Below are 19911 nucleotides of genomic sequence, written 5' to 3'. Positions count from 1 at the left end.
GAGGAGGGTGTTCGTGGGAGGGTCGGGAGGGCCTGGAGGCGCGAATCGCCTCGGCCGCTGGCGCCTACGTCGTGCTCGTGGCCGGTTCCGGCAGCTCGTCGACGAGCTCGTCGAGGTCGCCGACCACGACGTCGGCACCGTGCGCCCGGAGCGCGTCGGCCCCGGCTCCGCGATCGACGCCGATGACGAGCCCGAAGGCACCGTTCCGTCCCGCCTCGACCCCGCTCGTGGCGTCCTCGACCACGACGCACTCGGCAGCGGTCAGGCCGAACCGGCTCGCGGCGTCGAGGTAGGTGTCGGGCGCGGGCTTGCCGGCCAGACCGTCTTCGCGGGCGACGAGGCCGTCGACCACCACGGGGAAGCGCTCGAGGATGCCGGCCGTGCGGAGCACCTGCACGGCGTTGGCGGAGCTCGACACGACGGCGACGGAGAACCCGGCGTCGATGGCGGCGACGAGGAACCGGAGCGAACCGGGGTAGGGCTCCACCCCGTGCTCGGTCAGCTCGGCCGTGAACTCGGCGTTCTTCCGGTTGCCGAGCCCGCACACCGTGTCGGCGTCCGGCGGGTCGTCCGGGGTGCCCTGCGGCAGGTCGATGCCGCGGGACTCGAGCAGGGAGCGCACCCCGTCGTACCGGGGCTTGCCGTCGACGTACGCGAAGTAGTCCTGTTCCGTGTACGGAGCGACGCCGTGCTGGGCGAGGTAGGGCGTGAACAGCCGGCTCCACGCACGCATGTGGACGTCGGCGGTGGGGGTGAGGACACCGTCCAGGTCGAACAGGAGCGCTCGCTGGTCAGCGAGTCGCGCGGGTGTGCGCCGGTCCGGCGTCGTCATGTGCTGCCCTCCGGGGGACGGGGTCGTCGACGTTGCTTCCGGACGAGTCTAGGACCGCTCCAGGACCGATGTTCAGGCGCGCCGGGCCCCTGTGGAAAGAGTTCACACACTCGTTCGCTGTGCAGGAGGTCAGCGCAGCGCAGCGCCCGACGGCAGCGTCCGCACCCACTCCTCGATCGCCGAACCGATCTGCTGCCGGGCGTCGGTCCGCGAGATCGTCGCGGTGTCGTCCCCGGGCTGCGCACCGTACGCACCGAAGTCGGCGTGGTTCGCGCCCTGCACCTCGACCGTCATCGCGTTCGACGGCAGCAGGTGCCGCGCGGCGTCGACCTTCTCGGGGGTGGAGAGCCCGTCACGCGACCCCGAGACGCTGAGCACGCTGATGTACGACTTGCTGATGTCGTTCGCGCAGTAGCTGCCGAGCAGGAGCAGCCCGTCGGCGTCCGGCGCGAGCTGGCACGCGCGCACGCCACCGAGCGAGTGACCGCCGACCGCCCAGGACCGGACGTCGGGGGCATGGGACTCGAACGTCGACAGCGGGCGGGTGTCGAAGAAGGCGAGGTGCAGCGTCGGCTTGGTGATGACGACGGTCGTCCCGCTGGCGACCACCTGCCGGAACGTCGCCATGTACGCGTACGGGTCGACCTTCGCGCCCGGGATGAACACGATGCCCGCGCCGTTCGCGGTGCCGGTCGGCGTCATCACCACGGCGTCCCCGGCGTCCCGGACGGCCACACGATCGTCCCGCCAGACCTGCAGCGCCGCGCTCCGGGTGCCCTGCATGACGATGTTCGCCCAGACGAGGAACACCACCGCGATCAGCACGACCACGGCGACGACCCAGGCGGTCCAGCGGAGTGCTCGGTTCATGGTCTCCCTGCTTCCTGCGGGCGTCGGGCGCTGACGGTGAGCCAGCGCTCGTCGGCACCCGGGCGCGTGGTCTCACGGACGTCGACGTCGGTCCAGCCGGAACGGGTGACGACCTCGGCCAGGGGTCCCGGCGTCCAGTAGGTGAAGTGCCGCGCGAGATCGAGCTTCCGCGTGCTCCACGCGTCGCCGTCGCCGAGCTTCACGGTGGCGGCCAGCACACCGCCGGGGTGCACGGCGTCGCGGAGCCGCACGAGGACGCCCTCGAGCTCCGTCCGACCGACGTGCAGCAGCACGGCGTTCGCGAACACGGCCTCGTACGGGCCGCCGAACGCGTCCGAGCGCACGTCGACGAGGCGCGCCTCGTGCCCCGCGGACCGCAGCGCGTCGACGAACGACCGCGCTCCGTCGGTCCGGTCGACGACGAGTCCGGCCGCCTCGAGCGCGAGGGCGTCACGCCCCGGGCCCGACCCGAGCTCGAGCACCCGCGCCCCGACCGGGACGAGTGCGAGCAGGTCGTCGACGAGCCCGGCACGGTGGTCGACGGTGCGCTCGGCGTAGCGGTCGGCCGCACGCTCGTAGGCGTCCAGCGTGCGCTCGGCCGTGAGGTCACGACGCATCACGACCTCGTGCCGACCGTCGGGCAGCGGGTCACCGGGCTCGTCGGCCGCGGTGAAGCCACAGCGCTCGTACGTGCGACGGGCCGTGGCGTTGTCCGGCATGACCGACAGCTCGAGGGTGTCGGCCCCGGCGCTCGCGGCCCAGGTCGCGACCGCACGGATGAGCGCGGCCGCGACCCCTCGGCCGCGGGCGGCGGGGTCGACCCACATCGAGATGAGTTCGGCGGAGCCGGGGTCCTCGCCCGGGACGCCGCTGGCCATGCCGACGACGGAGTCGTCCTCGGCGTGGGCGAGCAGGTCGAGCGCTCCGGGGATCGAGAGGCGGGTCCGCCACCGGTGCTCGGGCGCGTCGGCCCAGTCGGCGAGCGTGGACCCGAAGGCCTCCGGTGCGTCCTCGAGCGCCGCGAGCCGGACCGGACGCCAGGTCTCCCAGTCGTCCGCCGTCACCCGGCGCAGCGCGATCGTCACGCCCCGACGCTACCGCCCGCGGGTGCGAGCCGACCCTGCCGGGCCGACCCGCGCCTCCTGGACCGGATCAGACCGCCGCAGCCTCCGTGGCGGCCGCACGCAGCTCCGCCGCCGCGGCTGCGACGTCGTCCGCGCTGTAGATGGCGCTCCCGGCGACGGCGATGATCGCTCCGGACGCCTGCACGGCCGCGATCGACGACGCGTTCACGCCGCCCGCGATCGAGAAGGGGACGCCGGAGGCCTCGCCGGCCTCGAGCAGGGTGGAGAAGGTGAAGCCCTCCTCGGCCTGCTCGTCGAGCCCCGCGTGCACCTCGACGAACTGCGCGCCGAGGGCGACGACCTCACGGGCCCGTGCGGGCTTGTCCGCGACGCCGATGAGGTCGACGACGACGCCCTTGCCGTGCTTCTCGGCAGCGGCGACCGCGCCCGCGATGGTCGAGTCCCCGGCGACGCCGAGGACGGTGACCAGGTCGGCGCCCGCAGCGAACGCGATGTCCGCCTCGAGCTCGCCGGCGTCCATGGTCTTGAGGTCGGCGAACACGGTCTTGTCCGGGTGGGCCTCCTTCATCGCAGTGATGACGGAGAGCCCGGCGCTCTTGATGAGCGGCGTGCCGAGCTCGAGGACGTCGACGCTCGGGGCGGCCTTCGCGGCGAGGTCGAGCGCGGCCTCGGTGGTGAGGGTGTCGATGGCGAACTGGATCTGCATGGGTGTGCCTTTCACTCGAGGTTGGCGTGGCTGGGCCACAGGTCGTCGGCGGAGCGTCCGCTCCGGGTCCACAGGGCGTGGAAGAGTGCGTCGCCGAGCAGGACCACGGCCTGCTCGAAGCGGCTGCCCGCGTACTGCTCGGAGGCGCTGCCCGATCGGTCCGTCTTCGTCGCGGCGGGCACGACGAGGGTGACGGCGGCGAGCGCGCCGAGCGGCGAGTCGTCGGTCGTCGACACGGCGAGCACGTCAGCGCCGACGTCGACCGTGGTGCGCGCCGCCTGGACGATGCCGGTGGTCGTGCCGGAGCCGCTCGCGACGAGCAGGACGTCCCCCGTCCGGATGGCCGGGGTCGTCACCTCGCCGACGACGTGCACGTCGAGTCCGAGGTGCATGAGCCGCATGGCCGTCATCCGCAGCGCGAGGCCGGAGCGGCCGGCCCCGTGGACGAACACGCGCTCGGCACCGCTGAGGAGGTCGAGCGCTGCATCGGTGTCGCCCCGGACCGTCTCGGCGAGGTCGGCGGACTCGCGGACGATCAGGGCGAGGGCGTCGGTCACGGTGTCAGCGGGCATGCCATCGATCGTGGTCGGGACGCGGGTCCGCCGCCGCTACCCGACACGGCGGGGTCCCCATCCGATCGGGTGGCCCCACCCGCTCGGGTGGGAGTCGTACGGTTGGTCACGTGACCGACAACGTGCGCGACGACGGGACGACGGCTCCGTCGGCCGTCCCGGAGGCGCGGCGCGACCCCGCAGGACGCCTCGCCGCCGCCGACCACGCGCGCACCGTCGCGGAGCAGGCGGACCGGCACGCACTCACCCTGGAGTCGGTGCTCGCCGTGCTCCGGTCGCCGCGCGTGGGCGACGCGGCCGCCCGTGCCGAGGCCGTCGAGATCGCGTCGGCAGCGCTCGTCGACCTCCGGACCGTGACGGACCGGCAGCGCGGCGCGTTGCTCGAACCGGTCACGGGGGCGTTCTCGCGGCTCCGGGCCGACCTCCGTCCGCTCGTCCGGTTCGGGGACCTCGACGTGCAGTTCGTGGAACCGCCGGCGACCGGTCGGGCACTCCCCGGCGACGTCGCCCACAGCGCCCGGGCGATCGTGCGGACGGCGGTGCTCGCCCTCGTCGACGAGGGAGCTGCGCGGCGCGTCCGGATCCAGTGGGACTGCGACGGCCGGAACCTGCTCATGCAGCTCCGCGACGACGGAGCCGGCACGCTCGACGTGCACGACGACACCGTCCGGCCGATCGCCGAGCGGGTCGCGACCCTCGACGGCGAACTGCACGTGGCGTCCACGGCGGGCTGGGGGTCCGTGCTCGACATCGCGATCCCGCTCGACCCGCCGGCGGGGACGCCGGTGTCGTCGGAGGCGTCCGACCTCACGCCGCGGGAGCAGGACGTGCTGCGGCTCGTCGCCACCGGGATCGGCAACCGGGAGATCGCCGACGGGCTCGGCATCAGCCCGAACACGGTCAAGTACCACGTGGCCAACCTGCTCCGGAAGCTCGGCGCGCGGACCCGGGCGGAGCTCGCCGCGGTCAGCTCCCGGGCGTGATCCCGGCGGGGCTGAAGCGGTAGCCCATGCCCGACTCGGTCACCAGGTAGCGCGGGTGTCCCGGGTCCGGCTCGAGCTTCCGCCGCAGCTGCGCCATGTACAGCCGCAGGTACCCGGAGTCGTTGCCGTGCGACGGTCCCCACACGTCGGTGAGGAGCATCTCGCGCGTCATGAGCCGGTCGGGGTTCGTCACGAGGACCTCGAGCAGCCGCCACTCGGTCGGGGTCAGTCGGATGGCCGGACCGGACGGCGGCGTGACCTGCTTCGCGACGAGGTCGACGACGAGGTCCCCGATCGACACCGAGGGCGTCGCACCCGCGGCCGACGCTGCCGCGACCTGCCGCCGTCCGAGCGCCCGGAGTCGGGCGAGCAGCTCGTCCATCTGGAAGGGCTTCGTGACGTAGTCGTCCGCGCCGGCGTCGAGTGCGTCGACCTTGTCCGACGAGTCGGTCCGACCGGACAGCACGAGCACCGGGACCTGCGACCAGGCCCGGATGCCCTCGAGCACCCCGATGCCGTCGAGCCGGGGCATCCCGAGGTCGAGCAGCACGAGGTCGGGCCGCTCGGTGATGACCGCGTCGATCGCGGCCCGGCCGTCCCGGGCGGTGACGACGTCGTACCCGCGGGCGGCGAGCGTCACGGCGAGCGCCCGGACGAGTTGCACGTCGTCGTCGGCGATCAAGACCTTCATCGCGTACGGCCCTTCATCGGATCTCCACTCCCAGGTGTCCGGCGATCGGCAGCCGCACCACGACGGTGAGTCCGCCGCCGGGGGTGGCGTCGACCTCGATCGTGCCGCCCATGCCCTCGGTGAACCCGCGAGCGAGGGCCAGTCCGAGTCCGAGTCCGGTGTCGTTGTCGGTGTCACCGAGTCGCTGGAACGGCTGGAACACCTCGTCGACGCGGTCCGACGGGATGCCGGGACCCCGGTCGGCCACGCGGAGCTCGACGCCGCCGCCGAACGCACTCGCGGCGATGCGGACCCGGGTGTCCTCCGGGGCGTACCGCACGGCGTTGGCGAGGAGGTTCACGACGACGCGCTGCAGCAGCACGGCGTCGGCGAGCACCGGCGGGAGGTCGGCGGGCAGGTCGAGGTCGACGTCGTCCGGACCGAGCTCGAGCTCGTCGAGCGCGGGGGCGACCACCGTCTCGAGGGCGAGCGGCACCGGCGTCACGGCGAGCACCCCGGCCTGCACGCGACTGACGTCCAGCAGGTCCGCCAACAGCACCGCGAGCTGACGCAGGCTCTCGTCGGCGGTGGCGAGCAGCGCCTCCTGGTCGTCCGCCGACAACTCGATGTCCGGCGCCCGCAGCGTCTGCACGGCCGCCGAGGCGGCCGCGATCGGCCGCCGCACGTCGTGGCCGACGGCCGCGAGGATCGCGCTCCGCACCCGGTCCACCGCCGCGATGCGCTCGGCGTCGACGGCCGCGCGGGTGAGGTCGCGGTGCTCGACGGCGGCGTCGAGCTGCTGCTCGACGACGCGCAGCAGTCGGCGCTGGGTCGGGTCGTCGGGGGCGCCCGCGAACTCCAGGACGGCGCCGGACGGGAGGGACGTGGCGGCGTCCGGCGTCTCGCCGAACGTCCCGGACGTGGCCGGCACCTCGTCGCCCTGCCGGATCCGGACGCCGGCGAAGCCGAAGGCCTCGCGCGTCCGGTCGAGCAGCGCCTGCAGGGCGTCGTCGCCACGGAGCACGCTGCCGGCGATCCCCATGAGGAGGCCCGACTCAGCGGCGGCGCGGCGGGCAGCTCGCGAGCGACGGGCCGAGCGGTCCACGACGAAGCTCACGAGCACGGCACTGATGACGTACATGACGAGGGCGACCAGGTGCCACGGCTGCTGCACGGTGACCCGGTGCAGGGGTTGCACGAAGAAGAAGTCGAGGCTCAGCCCGGACAGCACGGCGGCGAAGACGGCCGGCCACATCCCGCCGACGAGCGCCACCACGAGCACGAGCAGCTGGTAGGCGAGCACGTCCACGGTGATCGAGTCGGGGTCGGTGCTGAACGACAGCAGCCAGGTGAGCAGTGGACCGGCGACGAGGGAGAGCACGAACGCGGCGACGATCCGGCCGCGGGACAGGCTGCCGCCGAGCCTCGGCAGGGCGAAGCCACCGCCCGCCCGCTCGTGGGTGACGACGTGGACGTCGATGTCGCCGGACTCGCGGATGACGGTGTTGCCGATGCCCGGGCCCGTGATCGCCGCGGCGAGCCGACTGCGGCGGCTCACCCCGATGACGATCTGCGTGGCGTCGATCGACTTCGCGAACCGCACCAGGGTCGTCGGCACGTCGTCGCCGACCACCTGGTGGTACGTCCCGCCGAGCTGTTCGAGCAGGGTGCGCTGCTTCCCGAGCGCCCCCGGGTGGCGCTCGCGGAGGCCGTCGTTCGTCGTGACGTGCACGGCGGCGAGCTCGCCGCCGGCGCTGCGGGCTGCGATCCGGGCGCCCCGGCGCAGCAGGGTCTCGCCCTCGGGACCGCCGGTCAGGGCGACGAGGACGCGTTCCCGGGTCTCCCACCGGTGGTCGATGCCGTGCTCGGCGCGGTAGGCCTTGAGCGCGTCGTCGACCTCGTCGGCGAGCCAGAGCAGGGCGATCTCGCGCAGGGCGGTGAGGTTGCCGAGCCGGAAGTAGTTCGACAGCGCCGCGTCGATCCGGGTCGCCGGGTAGACGAGCCCGTCGGACAACCGCTCGCGCAGCGCCGCCGGGGCGAGGTCGACCACCTCGATCTGGTCCGCCGCGCGCACCACGGCGTCCGGGACGGTCTCGCGCTGGACGGTGCCGGTGATCTCGCGGACGACGTCGCCGAGGGACTGCATGTGCTGCACGTTCACGGTGGAGATGACGTCGATCCCGGCGTCCCGCATCGCCTCGACGTCCTGCCAGCGCTTCTCGTTCGTGCTGCCGGGCGCGTTGGTGTGGGCGAGTTCGTCGACGAGGGCGATGTCTGGCCGGCGGGCCAGCACGGCCTCGAGGTCGAGGTCGTCGAGCTGGACGCCGCGGTGCTCCACGATGCGCCGTGGGACGACCTCGAGCCCGTCGACCAGTGTGGCCGTGGCGGCGCGGCCGTGGGTCTCGACGACGGCGACGACCACGTCGCGGCCCTCGGCGCGCAGTCGGTGCCCCTCTTCGAGCATCGTGAACGTCTTGCCGACACCGGGCGCCGCACCGAGCAGGACCCGCAGCTTCCCGCGCTTCACGTGCTCATCCTCTCGCGTCCACCCTTGCTCCACGACCGATCGACTGATATTCTCCTTACAACCGTTCCCACCAAGGCTCGAGCATCAGCTTCCTCAAATCGGGTGGGACTGTCCCGTCCCGCGTCCGTCTCGGACGCGGGACGGTGTTCTTCCCCGCTCACGTTCGTTCCCTGCGCTGTAGTTGCTGCCGGCTTGCCCGAGATCACACGTTCCCCCGATCTCGGAGCCGATCGATGCCAGACCCGACGGTCGCGATGTCCCACTACCGCCACGCGCAGTTCCGGCAGGCGTTGCACGCGCAGGGGCTCGACGACTCCGCGTCCTCGGTCTGGCGGGTGCACGACTTCGACAGCTCGCTGCGATCGGTCACGCTCGGTCTGGTCGAGCAGGTCGAACTCGCGCTCCGTGGTCGGCTCGACGTCGCAGCCGGAGCCCGTTACGGATCTCGCTGGTACGTCGACCCGCGGTCCTTCCGCGCGACGTTCGACCACGGTGCGATGCTCCGCCGCGTCCGATCGGCACTCGAGCACGCGGCCGATCCCGCCGTCGGGTCGGCATGGCGCGAGCGGCGGTTCGAACGCGTCCCGTTCGGGATGCTCGCCGAAGCGCTCAGCCTCGGCGAACTGTCCCGGATCGCCGCAGGTGTCGAGCCGGCCACCCGCGACGAGATCGCCGCAGCGTTCCGGCTCCCACCCGCGACGCTCCGCCCCTGCCTGCAGCACCTGACGCACGTGCGCAACTGCTGCGCGCACCACACGCGGATCTGGGCCCGGAAGTTCCGGATCCCGCCGCCGACGTTCGGCTCCCCACCCGACCTCGTCGCACGACTGTCGAGCCTGCCGAAGCGGACCCCGGTGCACTCGCTCGAGCTCCTGGCCCACCTCGCCGAGACGGTCGGACCGTGCGACCGCCACGCCGCAGCCGTCCGGCGCCTCGTCGACGAGCACGACGACCTGGTCGTCGGCATCGGCGGGCGGCCGACCTGGGCAGCGGCGTGACGGCACGGTCAGGACGCCTTCGCGAGCGCCAGGTTCAGCTCGAGCACGTTCACCACGGGCTCGCCGAGGAACCCGAGCTGCCGCGCCTCGGTGTGCTGCTCCACGAGCGTCCGCACCGCCGACTCCGACATCCCCCGCGCAGCGGCCACGCGGGACACCTGCTGCAGCGCGTACTCTGGGCTGATGTCCGGGTCGAGGCCGGAGCCCGACGCCGTCACCGCGTCCGCCGGCACGTCGGAGACGGGGACCCCGTCGGCCTTCGCGACCGCCGCACGCCGCTCCTGCACGCTGCGGAGGAGGTCGGGGTTCGAGGGCCCGAGGTTCGACCCGCTCGACGCCCCGGCGTCGTAGCCCTTCTCCCCCGCGGCGCTCGGCCGCGACTGGAACCACCGGTCGGCTCCGCGGCCGTCGAACGACTGCCCGATGAGCGACGACCCGACGACGGTGCCGTCCGACGACGTCACCATCGAGCCGTTCGCCTGGTCGTGGAACGCGGCCTGGCCGACGCCCCACACCGCGAGCGGGTAGGCGATGCCGAGCACCACGGTGCTGAGCAGGGTGAGCCGGACGGCCACCCCGAGTGAGCGGAAGGAGGAACGAGATGCAGACGTCATGAGGAGAACCCCGGGATGAGACCGACCACGAGGTCGATGAGCTTGATGCCGATGAAGGGGACGATCACGCCGCCGAGCCCGTAGAGGAGCAGGTTCCGGCCGAGGATCGACGATGCCGAGGCGGCGCGGTAGGCGACGCCGCGGAGGGACAGCGGGATGAGCGCCACGATCACGAGCGCGTTGAAGATGACGGCGCTGAGGATCGCGGACGCGGGACTGTGCAGCCCCATGACGTTGAGCGCGGCGAGCCCGGGGAACGCCATCTGGAACATCGCGGGGATGATCGCGAAGTACTTGGCGATGTCGTTCGCGATCGAGAACGTCGTGAGCGCCCCGCGGGTGATGAGCAGCTGCTTGCCGATCCGGACGACGTCGATGAGCTTCGTCGGGTCCGAGTCGAGGTCGACCATGTTGCCGGCCTCCTTCGCCGCGGTCGTCCCGGTGTTCATCGCCACGCCGACGTCCGCCTGCGCCAGGGCCGGGGCGTCGTTCGTGCCGTCACCGGTCATCGCGACGAGGTTCCCGCCCTCCTGTTCCTTGCGGATCAGGGCGAGCTTGTCCTCCGGCGTGGCCTCGGCGAGGAAGTCGTCCACACCAGCCTCGGCGGCGATCGCCTTCGCGGTGCGCGGGTTGTCGCCGGTGATCATCACCGTGCGGATCCCCATCTCGCGCAGCTCGGCGAACCGTACCGCCATGCCGTCCTTGACGACGTCCTTGAGGTGGACGACCCCGAGCAGCGTGACCGCACCGGAGGGTGCGCGGCGTCCGACGACGAGCGGGGTACCGCCCTGGTCCGAGACCTCGACGACCGTGGCGTCGATGGCCTGCGCGACCGCCTCGGGGACACCGGCTGATCCGGTTGCAGCCCAGGCGAGCACTGCCGACGCGGCACCCTTGCGCACGGAGCTGCCGTCGGGCAGGTCGACGCCGGACATGCGCGTCTGTGCGGTGAAGGGCACCTCGACGGCACCGACAGGGAGGTCCGGGGCGACGCCCGCTCCCGCGGCGAGGTCGACGATGGACCGCCCCTCGGGGGTCCCGTCCGCGGCGGACGACAGGGCGGCCGCCTCCATCAGGGCCGGCTCCGTGACACCGGGGACCGGCACCACGCGCGACGCCCGACGGTTGCCGTACGTGATCGTCCCGGTCTTGTCGAGCAGCAGGGTCGTGATGTCCCCGGCGGCCTCGACCGCACGGCCGGACATCGCCAGGACGTTGTGCTGCACGAGTCGGTCCATGCCCGCGATGCCGATCGCGGAGAGCAGCGCACCGATCGTCGTCGGGATGAGGCAGACGAGCAGGGCGATGAGCACCGGCACGCTCACGGTCGCCCCGACGAGCCCGGCGATCGGCTGCATCGTCAGGCAGACGATCACGAACACGATCGACAGCGAGGCGAGCAGGATGTTCAGCGCGATCTCGTTCGGCGTCTTCTGTCGGGCGGCACCCTCGACGAGCCGGATCATCCGGTCGATGAAGGTCTCTCCGGGGGTCGACGTGATGCGCACGACGATGCGGTCCGAGAGCACCCGGGTGCCGCCGGTGACGGCACTCCGGTCGCCGCCGGACTCGCGGATGACCGGGGCGGACTCACCGGTCACGGCCGACTCGTCGACGGACGCGATGCCGTCCACGACGTCGCCGTCGCCCGGGATCACCTCGCCCGCGACCACGACCACGACGTCGCCCTTGGCAAGGTCGACGGACGCGACCTCCTCGGTCTCGTTGCCGGTCGCCGCCGCGTCGGACAGGTCGTACCGGAGCACCCGACGGGCACTCGTGGTCGAGCGGGTCTTCCGCAGCGTGTCGGCCTGCGCCTTGCCCCGGCCCTCGGCCACCGACTCCGCGAGGTTCGCGAAGACGACGGTGAGCCAGAGCCACACGGCGATGGCGATGGTGAACGCGGACGGCTCGACGACGGCTGCTGCCGTCGTCAGCGCGGCGCCGACCTCGACGATGAACATGACGGGATTCCGCCACATCAGTCGCGGGTCGAGTTTGCGCAGGGCACCCGGGAGGCCCGCCACGAGTTGACGGGGTCCGAAGGCGGACGAGCGTGTGGCCGGCCTGGAGGCGCTGGTCGCCTCGTGCTCGGAGGTCGCGGTGGTCATGGTCTCGGCTTTCATCGGGCGAGGGCTTCTGCGAGCGGTCCCAGTGCGAGCACCGGGAAGTAGGTGAGTGCGGTCACGACGACGGCGACGCCGCCGAGCAGGACGATGAACAGCGGCCGGTGCGTGGGCAGCGTGCCGACGGTCTCCGGCACCCGGTCCTGGGTCGCGAGGGACCCGGCGAGCGCCAGCACGAACACCATCGGGACGAACCGGCCGAGCAGCATCACGACGCCGAGCGCGGAGTTCATCCACGTCGTGTTCGCCGTCAGGCCGCCGAACGCCGAGCCGTTGTTGTTCGCGCCCGAGGTGAAGGCGTAGAGGAGCTCGGACAGACCGTGGTTGCCCGGGTTGAAGATCGACGTGCCGACGACCTGCTCGCGGACGCCCGGGAGCACCAGGGACAGGCCGGTGCCGAGGAGCACCAGGGTCGGGGTGACGAGGATGTAGAGCGACGCGAAGGTCATCTCGCGGGCCCGGATCTTCTTGCCGAGGTACTCGGGGGTCCGACCGACGAGCAGCCCACCGATGAACACCGTGATGACCGCGAGCACGAGCATCCCGTACAGCCCGGAGCCGACGCCGCCGGGGGTGACCTCGCCGAGCATCATGTTGACGAGCGCCATCATCCCGCCGATCGGCGTGAAGCTGTCGAACATGCCGTTCACGGCGCCGGTCGACGTCGCGGTCGAGGTCGTCCCGAAGAGCGTCGTACCGAGGATGCCGAACCGCACCTCCTTGCCCTCCATGGCGGCCCCGGCGGCGTGGGTCGCGCTGCCGCCGCCGCCGAGCTCGGCGATCGACATCACCGAGAGCGAGACCAGGAAGATCGCGCCCATCACGGCGAGGATCGCGTAGCCCTGACGGTCGTCGTCCACCATGCGGCCGAACGTGCGCGGCAGCGAGAACGGGATGACGAGCATGAGGAAGACCTCGACGAGGTTCGTCCACGCCTGCGGGTTCTCGAACGGGTGCGCCGAGTTCGCGTTGAAGTAGCCGCCACCGTTCGTGCCGAGTTCCTTGATGGCCTCCTGCGAGGCGACGAACCCGTCCGGGATGTGCTGCGTCCCGCCGACCAGGGTCGTGACGTCGGTGCCGCTCCCCCACGACTGGATGACACCACCGGCGACGAGCACGATCGCGAACACGAACGCACCCGGCAGCAGGAGCCGGCCGGTCCCGCGGACGACGTCCACCCAGACGTTGCCGAGCGTGCCGGAGCGTCGACGGGCGAAGCCGCGGACGAGCGCCACGGCGACGGCGAGCCCGACCGCCGCGGAGAGGAAGTTCTGCACCGCGAGGCCGGCCATCTGCACCGTGTACCCGACGGTGACCTCCGGCGAGTACGACTGCCAGTTCGTGTTCGCGACGAACGACGCCGCCGTGTTGAACGCGAGCGACGGACCGACGTTCGGCAGCCCGAGGTCGCCGGGCAGCACGACCTGGATGCGCTGCAGGAGGTACACGAGCAGCAGCCCCACGGCGCTGAAGAGCAGCACGCCGCGCAGGTACGCGGGCCACGACTGCTCGGCATCGGGGTCGACGCCGATCACCCGGTAGACCCCGCGCTCGATCCGGCTGTGCCGCGTCGGCGTGAACACCCGCGCCATCCAGTCGCCGAGCGGCCGGTAGGCGACGACGAGCAGCAGCACGAGGGTGGCGACCTGGACGATCCCGGCCCAGGTGTCCGCGGTGCTCATCAGAACTTCTCCGGGCGCACGAGGGCCCAGACGAGGTACACGAGCGAGGCGACGCCGAGGACGGCGGCGGCGATGGTGATGACGATCACAGCCGTTCCACCGCCTTGGCGATGAGTGCCACCACGCCGAACACGGCGAGGACACCGGCGACGACGAAGACGTCGAACACGAGGGACTCCAGAGGTTCACGGGGTCCGCGCCGGGCGACGCGGACGGCACCACGTGTGGTGCCGAACCGATGCTGGATCCGGCACCGCACCTCCAGACCCGTCCCTAACGGTTTCCTGACGCGCTCCTGACACACGCATGCGCGTCACTAACGCCCGCTCGCTCGCCCCAGCCGTTCGGCGAGCACGGCCGTCGCCGCACGGAGTTCGTCGGGCCCCTCGACGGTGAAGTCCGCGGTGGCACCGGCGAACGCCGCCGCGAGGCCCTCCCACGACCAGGAGCCGCGCGTGAGACGGCACCGGTCCGGGCCGAGCGGCTCGAGCACGGCGTCGTCGGGGAGGTACGGCGCGACGGTCTCGGCCGTCACCTCGAGGACGGCGGTGCCGATGCACGGCCAGACGTCCTCGCGGTCGGACCCCTTGAACCGCGCGGCCACGAACGCTGACGGATCGCCACCGGGCACGGGACGCGGCGTGAACGGCACGCGCGTCCGCATCCGCGGGGTGATGCGGTCGACGCGGTGGGTGCGCCAGTCCGCGCGGTCGAGGTCCCAGTCGAGCAGGTACCAGCGGCCGTTCCGGGCGACCACCGCGTGCGGCTCGACCCGGTGGGGCGTCTCGTCGGGGCCGTACCCGAAGCGGAGGACCTCGCCGAGGTGGGCGGCTTCGCTCACCGCGACGAGGACCTCCGGGTCGACGGGGGTGCGGCCGGCCGACGTGACCGCGTCGATCGCATCCACCCGTGTGCGCAGTCGCGCGGGCATCACCTGCCGCACCGTCGCGAGCGCCCGGGCGGCCGATTCGGCGATGTCCGCGCCGGACGCGGGCGCCACGGCGAGCGCGATGGCGATCGCGACCGCCTGGTCGTCGTCGAACAGCAGCGGGGGCAGGTCCGCACCCGCTGCCAGCCGGTACCCGCCGGCCGGGCCGCGCAGTGCCTCCACGCGGTAGCCGAGGCCGCGGAGCCGGTCGACGTCGCGGCGGAGCGTGCGCGGGCTGACCTCGAGCCGCCCGGCGAGCTCGTCGCCGGGCCAGTCCCGGTGCACCTGCAGCAGCGAGAGCAGCGCGAGCATGCGCGAGGACGGTCCGGACATGCCTCCAGTATCAGTGGAGAAGCGGACAGGATCTGACCGCAATGCCCGGGATGCTGGTCCCATGAGCATCGAAACGACAACCCACCTCAACTTCGACGGACAGGCCCGCGCGGCCCTCGACTTCTACGCCTCGGTCTTCGGCGGCGAGGTCGCGTCCATGACCTACGGCGCGATGGGCGCCTCGAACGAGCCGGACTGGGCCGACCGCATCGTCTGGGGTCAGGTCGCCACCGACGCCGGGCTGCGGGTGATGGCCTTCGACGTCTGGCCGGGGCAGCCGTACGACCAGGGGACGAACGCCTTCTACGTGTACGTGCACTGCGACGACGACGCCGCCGAGCTCGAGCGGTACTGGGCGGCGCTGTCCGAGGGGGCCGAGATCCGGCAGCCGCTCGGTCCGTCGGCCTGGGCACCGCTGGCCGGGCAGCTCCGCGACCGCTTCGGCGTGATCTGGGCGCTCGACGTCGCGGCGCCGACCGAGTAGCGCCGACCGATCAGCGCCGCTGTGCGGCCCGGGGGCGACCCCCGGGCCGCACGCCACGACGTTTCCGAGCCACTTCCCCACGAAATCCGACCGCCGGTAGCGTGCCGGCATGCCCGAGTTCCGTCCGATGCCCGGCTACGAGCTCGGCGACGGGTGGGTGGCCGCGCGTCGACGTCGCTCCCGGTTCGGCCGGGTGTGGCGCTGGGCCGGCCCGCCGGTGGCGCTCCTCGCCGTCGTCGCGGCCGTCCTGCTGTTCCGCTGGTACGCCGGCGTGGCCGACCAGGTCGAGTGGGAGTGCGCCGTGTCCAGCTGCGGCACGAACGACCCGCGGTCGTTCGCACCGGAGGGGTGCTGGGCACTCCTGGTACTGGCTTCGCTCGGCGTCGGACAGCTGCCGGGTCGCTGGTGGTGGCGCGCTGCGCTCCTGCTCGGGTTCGCCGTCGTCGCGGCGTGGTCCATCGACTGGTGGCGGCTGCCGGGGATGGACCTCGGGCTGTTCGTGACGCCGATCGGCGCGGGTGGAATCGGCGCCGTGCTGCTGCTCGCCCGGATCGGGATCGCGGTCGATCGTGCACGTGGTCGAGCCCACACCGCCCGGCGACAGGCGCGGTGACGGGCGGTCAGCGCGCGGGACTCCACGTGCTGACCGTCACGGCAGCGGTGACGCTCGTCGGCGCGAACACCTGCTCCGGATCGACGTGGTGGTGGCTCGGCCCCATGTGCACCACGTCGTGGACGTCCTCGGCGGACAGCTCCATCGTCCACGTGAGGTCCTCGGCCGACCGCTGCTCGAACGCGGGCGTGAGGGAGTCGTGCAGCCGCCGTTCCTTCTCGGGGTCCACCGTGATCGTCGCCTCGGCCAGCTCCGCCAGGTGTCCGGTGCGCGGGGTCACCACCACGAGGAGGCCGTCGGGGTGCAGCACCCGCGCGTACTCCGTCTGGTTGCGTGGCGCGAAGACGTCCAGCACGACCGCGGCTGCGCCGTCGACGACCGGGAGGCGCTCGGTCACGTCCCCGACGACGGCCCCCGCACGCTCGTGGATGCGAGCGGCCCGTCGGATCGCGACCGCGGACAGGTCGAGCGCGACCCCGAGCCGCGAGACGGCCTCGAGCGCGTGCGCGAGGTACGTGCCCGGCCCGGACCCCACGTCGAGGACGACACCGGGCACGTCCACGGACGCGACCGCCCGGGCCACGGCCCGTTCGACCGGTGCGTAGTGCCCCCGCCCCAGGAAGCGGAGTCGGGCGTCGACCATCTCCGGGGTGTCCGCCGTCAGCGCACGACGCTTCGCGGGCAGCAGCGTGAGGTGCCCCTGCTTGGCCTCGTCGAACCGGTGGCCCGTGGCGCAGCCGACCTGGCCACCGTCGACACGGCCGAGGGGCTCGGCGCAGACGGGGCAGGCGAGCATCGGCAGCAGGTCGTCACGCACCGGCCCAGCGTACGGGGCCTCGCTAGCCTGGCCGGATGTCGCTGCAGCAGCTCTTCGGCCTCGACGGACGCACCGCCCTGGTGACGGGAGGCAGTTCCGGTATCGGACAGGCCATCGCGGTCGCACTGGCAGACGCCGGCGCACACGTGCTCGTCGCTGCCCGGACCGCGGCGACCATCGACGCCACCGTCGCAGCGATCCGGCAGGCGGGTGGCTCGGCCGACGGCATCGTCGCAGACCTGTCCACGCGCGCCGGAGCCCACGCCCTCGCCGACACTGCGGGCGATGTCGACGTGCTCGTCAACTCCGCGGGGATCAACCTGCGGCCGCCCATGGCCGACCTCGACGAGGACACCTGGGACGCCACGATGGCCGTGAACCTCGACGCGCCGTTCGTGCTCGGGCAGCGGCTCGCGCCCGGCATGGCCGCTCGCGGGTACGGCCGGATCATCGGCATCAGCTCCCAGCAGGCGCACCGACCCTTCGCCGCCAGCGGCGCGTACGGGGTCTCGAAGGCGGGCCTGGAGGCGCTGGCCCGGTCCCAAGCAGAGGCCTGGTCCGGGCACGGGGTCACGTCCAACGTCCTCGTCCCCGGTTTCGTCCGGACCCCGCTCAACGAACGGCTCGGTGCCGACCCCGCGACCGTCGCCGCCCTCGCGGCACGGACCCTGGTCGGGCGGAACGGGCTCGCCTCGGACTTCGCCGCCGCCGCGGTGTTCCTCGCCGGCCCCGGTTCGGCGTACGTCACGGGGCAGTCGATCGCGATCGACGGCGGGTTCTCCGTGCACTGATCCCGGTACGGTCGGGGCATGGCCGTCATCCACCGCGCAGAACTCCGCCCGTCGAAGCTCGAGGCGCTCGCCGCCTGGCTGCCGGACCAGCCCTGGAGCGGGGTCTCCGCCGGCGACGACCTCGCGATCGCGGGGAAGTTCCGGTTCGACGACCCCGCGGGCGAGGTCGGCGTCGAGACGGTCCTCGTGCGCACCACGGACGGCCGGGTGCTCCAGGCGCCGCTGACCTACCGCGGCGCTCCGCTCGACGGCGCCGAGGCCTTCCTCGTGACCGAGATGGACCACTCCGTGCTCGGACGACGCTGGGTCTACGACGCCGTGGGCGACCCGGTGTACGCGGACGTCCTGCGCCGGGCGATCGCCACGGGCGGGCACGAGGCCACCCTCGAGCGCGCCGACGGATCCGGGGCGTGGGACGCCGAGGGGACGGCATCGGGCAGCGGGTCCGACGCCGACTCCCCCACCGTGACGGCCGTGGACGCGCAGACCTCCGGCGCCCTGACCTCCGTCGCGACCGACCACGGGACGCTCGTCGTCGCCCGTGCCGTCGGGGCGGAGCTGCCCGCTGGTCGCACGCTCACCGGCAGCTGGGCCAACGGGACCGGCGTGCTCGCGGTCCTGGTGCCCTGAACCGGACCACCTGACGGCCGCGACGCCCGTGGCGGGGCTGAGCCGCGCCTCCCGTCCGTCGCTCGTACCGATGCCGGTACGGACAGGGCCTGCCTGCCCGGGCACGCCGATGGCAGGATCGAGGGCGTGAAGACACTGGAGTTGCCACAGACGGACCTCACCGCCTCCGACGTCGTCGTCGGCCTGATGCGGATCAACGACATGAGCGACGAGGACATCCGCGCGCTCTACCGCGCCTCGCGCGACGCCGGCGTGACCATGTTCGACCACGCCGCGGTGTACGGCGGGTGGCACGGCTGCGAGGAGCGCTTCGGCTCGGCCGTCACGCTCTCCCCCGCCGAGCGCGCCGAGATCGTGCTGCAGACCAAGGTCGGCATCCGCCCGACCCCGAACGGCGCGTACTTCGACTTCTCGTACGAGCACATCATCGAGTCCGTGCACGAGTCCCTCACGGCGCTGCAGACCGATCACATCGACGTCCTGCTGCTGCACCGTCCCGACGCCCTCGTCGAGCCGGAAGAGGTCGCGAAGGCCTTCGACGAGCTGCACGCCGCCGGCAAGGTCCACCACTTCGGCGTCTCGAACCACACGCCGGGGCAGGTCGACCTGCTGCGCCGCTCGGTGCGGCAGCCGCTCGCGTTCAACCAGGTGCAGCTGAGCATCACGCACGCGAACGTCATCGCGCAGGGCGTCACGGCGAACATGGGCGGCCTCGACCAGTCGATCGACCGCGACAACGACATCCTCAACCACTCGCGCAGCAACGACATCACGCTGCAGGCCTGGTCGCCGTTCCAGAAGGGCTTCTTCGACGGCGTCTTCCTCGGCGACCGTGAGCACTACGCCGAGCTGAACGACGTGCTCGAGGAGCTCGCGGCCGCGCACGGGGTCACCCCGACGGGCATCGCCGTGGCGTGGATCACCCGCCACCCGGCGCACTTCCAGGTCGTCCTCGGCACGACGAACCCGCAGCGCGTCCGGGACTCGGCCGCCGGGTCGGACGTCGTGCTCTCGCGCGAGGAGTGGTACCGCGTGTTCACCGCCGCGGGGCACACCGTCCCCTGAGCGGATCGGGCAGGGTGGGACCTGTGCTCCACGACCTCACCCTGCCCGTCCCCCTCGTCGCCCGCTCCGGCCCGGTCAGCGTCCGGGACGCCTCGCCCGACGACCTCGACGCCCTGATGGCGCTGCTGTCGGACGACCCGATCAGTGCCGCACGCGGGGACGTCGCCGCGCCGGAGGACGAGCCGCTGTACGCCGCCGCGCTCCGGGCGATCGTCGAGGACCCGGCGAACGCGCTCCTCGTCGTGACGGACGAGCGCGGAGTCGTCGTCAGCACGCTGCAGCTCACGCGGATCCCCGGGATGGCCCGGCGTGGATCCGCCCGGCTGCTCGTCGAGGCGGTCCGGGTGAGCAGTGGCGTGCGGTCGGGCGGGATCGGCAGCGCGGTGATGCGGTGGGTGACCGAGGTCGCCGCCCGGGAACTCGGGACGCCGCTCGTGCAGTTGACCTCGGACGCAGACCGGACGGACGCGCACCGGTTCTACGAGCGGCTGGGGTTCACGGGCTCGCACGTCGGGTTCAAGTACCGCGTGCCCGGCGGGCCCGCCGGGCGCTGACGCGGCGCGGGGCCCGCGGCGTCGCTTGCCA

Annotated in this window: 22 protein-coding genes; 8 read left to right on the top strand and 14 right to left on the bottom strand. The window is 72.8% G+C overall.

All coding sequences use genetic code 11. The annotated features are described in order from the left end of the window. Positions 1-64: 64 nt before the first annotated feature. The 5 genes from J2X60_RS03640 to hxlB all read right to left on the bottom strand — a co-directional run bounded on the left by J2X60_RS03640 (position 65) and on the right by hxlB (position 4065). A complete protein-coding gene (locus J2X60_RS03640; RefSeq protein ID WP_309886540.1) occupies positions 65-832 on the bottom strand; it encodes a beta-phosphoglucomutase family hydrolase in 768 nt (255 codons plus the stop codon). Positions 833-961: 129 nt separating this feature from the next. Next, on the bottom strand, positions 962-1702 hold the full coding sequence (locus J2X60_RS03635) for an alpha/beta hydrolase (RefSeq protein WP_309886539.1): 741 nt from the start codon (positions 1700-1702) through the stop codon (positions 962-964). Then, on the bottom strand, positions 1699-2787 hold the full coding sequence (locus J2X60_RS03630; protein WP_309886538.1) for a bifunctional GNAT family N-acetyltransferase/class I SAM-dependent methyltransferase: 1089 nt from the start codon (positions 2785-2787) through the stop codon (positions 1699-1701). Before J2X60_RS03630 ends, J2X60_RS03635 begins: the two co-directional genes overlap by 4 nt. 67 nt (positions 2788-2854) lie before the next feature. Continuing rightward, positions 2855-3493 carry a 3-hexulose-6-phosphate synthase gene (hxlA, locus tag J2X60_RS03625; protein ID WP_309777452.1) on the bottom strand — a complete coding sequence of 213 codons (639 nt, stop codon included), beginning with the start codon at positions 3491-3493 and terminating at the stop codon, positions 2855-2857. An 11-nt stretch (positions 3494-3504) separates the two neighbouring features. Continuing rightward, positions 3505-4065, bottom strand: a complete 561-nt coding sequence (gene hxlB, locus J2X60_RS03620) for a 6-phospho-3-hexuloisomerase (RefSeq protein ID WP_309777453.1) — start codon at positions 4063-4065, stop codon at positions 3505-3507. 110 nt (positions 4066-4175) lie between these two features. On the opposite strand from hxlB, the gene J2X60_RS03615 reads away from it, so the two are divergent. Continuing rightward, positions 4176-5048: a LuxR C-terminal-related transcriptional regulator gene (locus tag J2X60_RS03615; RefSeq protein ID WP_309886537.1), complete on the top strand. Its 873-nt coding sequence runs from the start codon at positions 4176-4178 to the stop codon at positions 5046-5048. Here the strand turns inward: J2X60_RS03615 and J2X60_RS03610 are convergent. Further along, a complete protein-coding gene (locus J2X60_RS03610; protein WP_070417615.1) occupies positions 5032-5739 on the bottom strand; it encodes a response regulator in 708 nt (235 codons plus the stop codon). The two genes, J2X60_RS03615 and J2X60_RS03610, sit on opposite strands and share 17 nt — an antisense overlap. 13 nt (positions 5740-5752) lie before the next feature. Then, the gene (locus J2X60_RS03605) at positions 5753-8245 is read right to left on the bottom strand and encodes an ATP-binding protein (RefSeq protein WP_309886536.1); all 2493 of its coding nucleotides are present in this window, start codon (positions 8243-8245) and stop codon (positions 5753-5755) included. A 233-nt stretch (positions 8246-8478) separates the two neighbouring features. On the opposite strand from J2X60_RS03605, the gene J2X60_RS03600 reads away from it, so the two are divergent. Then, complete coding sequence (locus J2X60_RS03600; protein ID WP_309886535.1) at positions 8479-9243, top strand: Abi family protein; 765 nt, start codon at positions 8479-8481, stop codon at positions 9241-9243. Positions 9244-9251: 8 nt separating this feature from the next. Here the strand turns inward: J2X60_RS03600 and kdpC are convergent, their stop codons facing one another. From kdpC to J2X60_RS03570, 6 genes are read right to left on the bottom strand one after another with little or no spacing between them, the layout of a single operon-like run. Continuing rightward, on the bottom strand, positions 9252-9857 hold the full coding sequence (gene kdpC, locus J2X60_RS03595; protein WP_309886534.1) for a potassium-transporting ATPase subunit KdpC: 606 nt from the start codon (positions 9855-9857) through the stop codon (positions 9252-9254). Next, positions 9854-11968 carry a potassium-transporting ATPase subunit KdpB gene (gene kdpB, locus J2X60_RS03590; RefSeq protein ID WP_309886533.1) on the bottom strand — a complete coding sequence of 705 codons (2115 nt, stop codon included), beginning with the start codon at positions 11966-11968 and terminating at the stop codon, positions 9854-9856. The genes kdpC and kdpB overlap by 4 nt, the downstream gene beginning before the upstream one ends. Positions 11969-11979: 11 nt before the next feature. Beyond that, complete coding sequence (gene kdpA / locus J2X60_RS03585; protein WP_309886532.1) at positions 11980-13665, bottom strand: potassium-transporting ATPase subunit KdpA; 1686 nt, start codon at positions 13663-13665, stop codon at positions 11980-11982. Then, positions 13665-13754: a K(+)-transporting ATPase subunit F gene (gene kdpF / locus J2X60_RS03580; RefSeq protein WP_070417610.1), complete on the bottom strand. Its 90-nt coding sequence runs from the start codon at positions 13752-13754 to the stop codon at positions 13665-13667. The genes kdpA and kdpF overlap by 1 nt, the downstream gene beginning before the upstream one ends. After that, positions 13751-13924: a hypothetical protein gene (locus J2X60_RS03575; RefSeq protein WP_309777464.1), complete on the bottom strand. Its 174-nt coding sequence runs from the start codon at positions 13922-13924 to the stop codon at positions 13751-13753. Before J2X60_RS03575 ends, kdpF begins: the two co-directional genes overlap by 4 nt. Positions 13925-13981: 57 nt before the next feature. Further along, the gene (locus J2X60_RS03570) at positions 13982-14926 is read right to left on the bottom strand and encodes a WYL domain-containing protein (protein ID WP_309886531.1); all 945 of its coding nucleotides are present in this window, start codon (positions 14924-14926) and stop codon (positions 13982-13984) included. A 61-nt stretch (positions 14927-14987) separates the two neighbouring features. Here J2X60_RS03570 and J2X60_RS03565 point away from each other — a divergent pair, with 61 nt between their 5' ends. Next, the gene (locus tag J2X60_RS03565) at positions 14988-15410 is read left to right on the top strand and encodes a VOC family protein (RefSeq protein WP_309886530.1); all 423 of its coding nucleotides are present in this window, start codon (positions 14988-14990) and stop codon (positions 15408-15410) included. A gap of 109 nt (positions 15411-15519) precedes the next feature. Continuing rightward, on the top strand, positions 15520-16023 hold the full coding sequence (locus J2X60_RS03560; RefSeq protein ID WP_309886529.1) for a hypothetical protein: 504 nt from the start codon (positions 15520-15522) through the stop codon (positions 16021-16023). 7 nt (positions 16024-16030) lie between these two features. Here J2X60_RS03560 and J2X60_RS03555 read toward each other — a convergent pair whose 3' ends face one another. Then, positions 16031-16840 (bottom strand): putative RNA methyltransferase, encoded by an 810-nt coding sequence (locus J2X60_RS03555; RefSeq protein WP_309886528.1) that lies wholly within the window; start codon positions 16838-16840, stop codon positions 16031-16033. Positions 16841-16875: 35 nt separating this feature from the next. On the opposite strand from J2X60_RS03555, the gene J2X60_RS03550 reads away from it, so the two are divergent. The 4 genes from J2X60_RS03550 (at position 16876) to J2X60_RS03535 (ending at position 19880) form a co-directional block, all read left to right on the top strand. Continuing rightward, complete coding sequence (locus J2X60_RS03550; RefSeq protein ID WP_309886527.1) at positions 16876-17631, top strand: SDR family oxidoreductase; 756 nt, start codon at positions 16876-16878, stop codon at positions 17629-17631. A gap of 18 nt (positions 17632-17649) precedes the next feature. Next, the gene (locus J2X60_RS03545) at positions 17650-18261 is read left to right on the top strand and encodes a CG0192-related protein (protein ID WP_309886526.1); all 612 of its coding nucleotides are present in this window, start codon (positions 17650-17652) and stop codon (positions 18259-18261) included. Between the two features lie 126 nt (positions 18262-18387). Beyond that, the gene (locus J2X60_RS03540) at positions 18388-19326 is read left to right on the top strand and encodes an aldo/keto reductase family oxidoreductase (RefSeq protein WP_092385400.1); all 939 of its coding nucleotides are present in this window, start codon (positions 18388-18390) and stop codon (positions 19324-19326) included. A 23-nt stretch (positions 19327-19349) separates the two neighbouring features. Next, positions 19350-19880 carry a GNAT family N-acetyltransferase gene (locus J2X60_RS03535; protein WP_309886525.1) on the top strand — a complete coding sequence of 177 codons (531 nt, stop codon included), beginning with the start codon at positions 19350-19352 and terminating at the stop codon, positions 19878-19880. Positions 19881-19911 lie beyond the last annotated feature (31 nt).

The organism is Curtobacterium sp. 320 (assembly GCF_031455235.1).
GTDB lineage: Bacteria > Actinomycetota > Actinomycetes > Actinomycetales > Microbacteriaceae > Curtobacterium.
The sequence above is the reverse complement of the archived record's forward strand: the minus strand, read 5'-3'. Positions and strand labels throughout refer to the sequence as shown.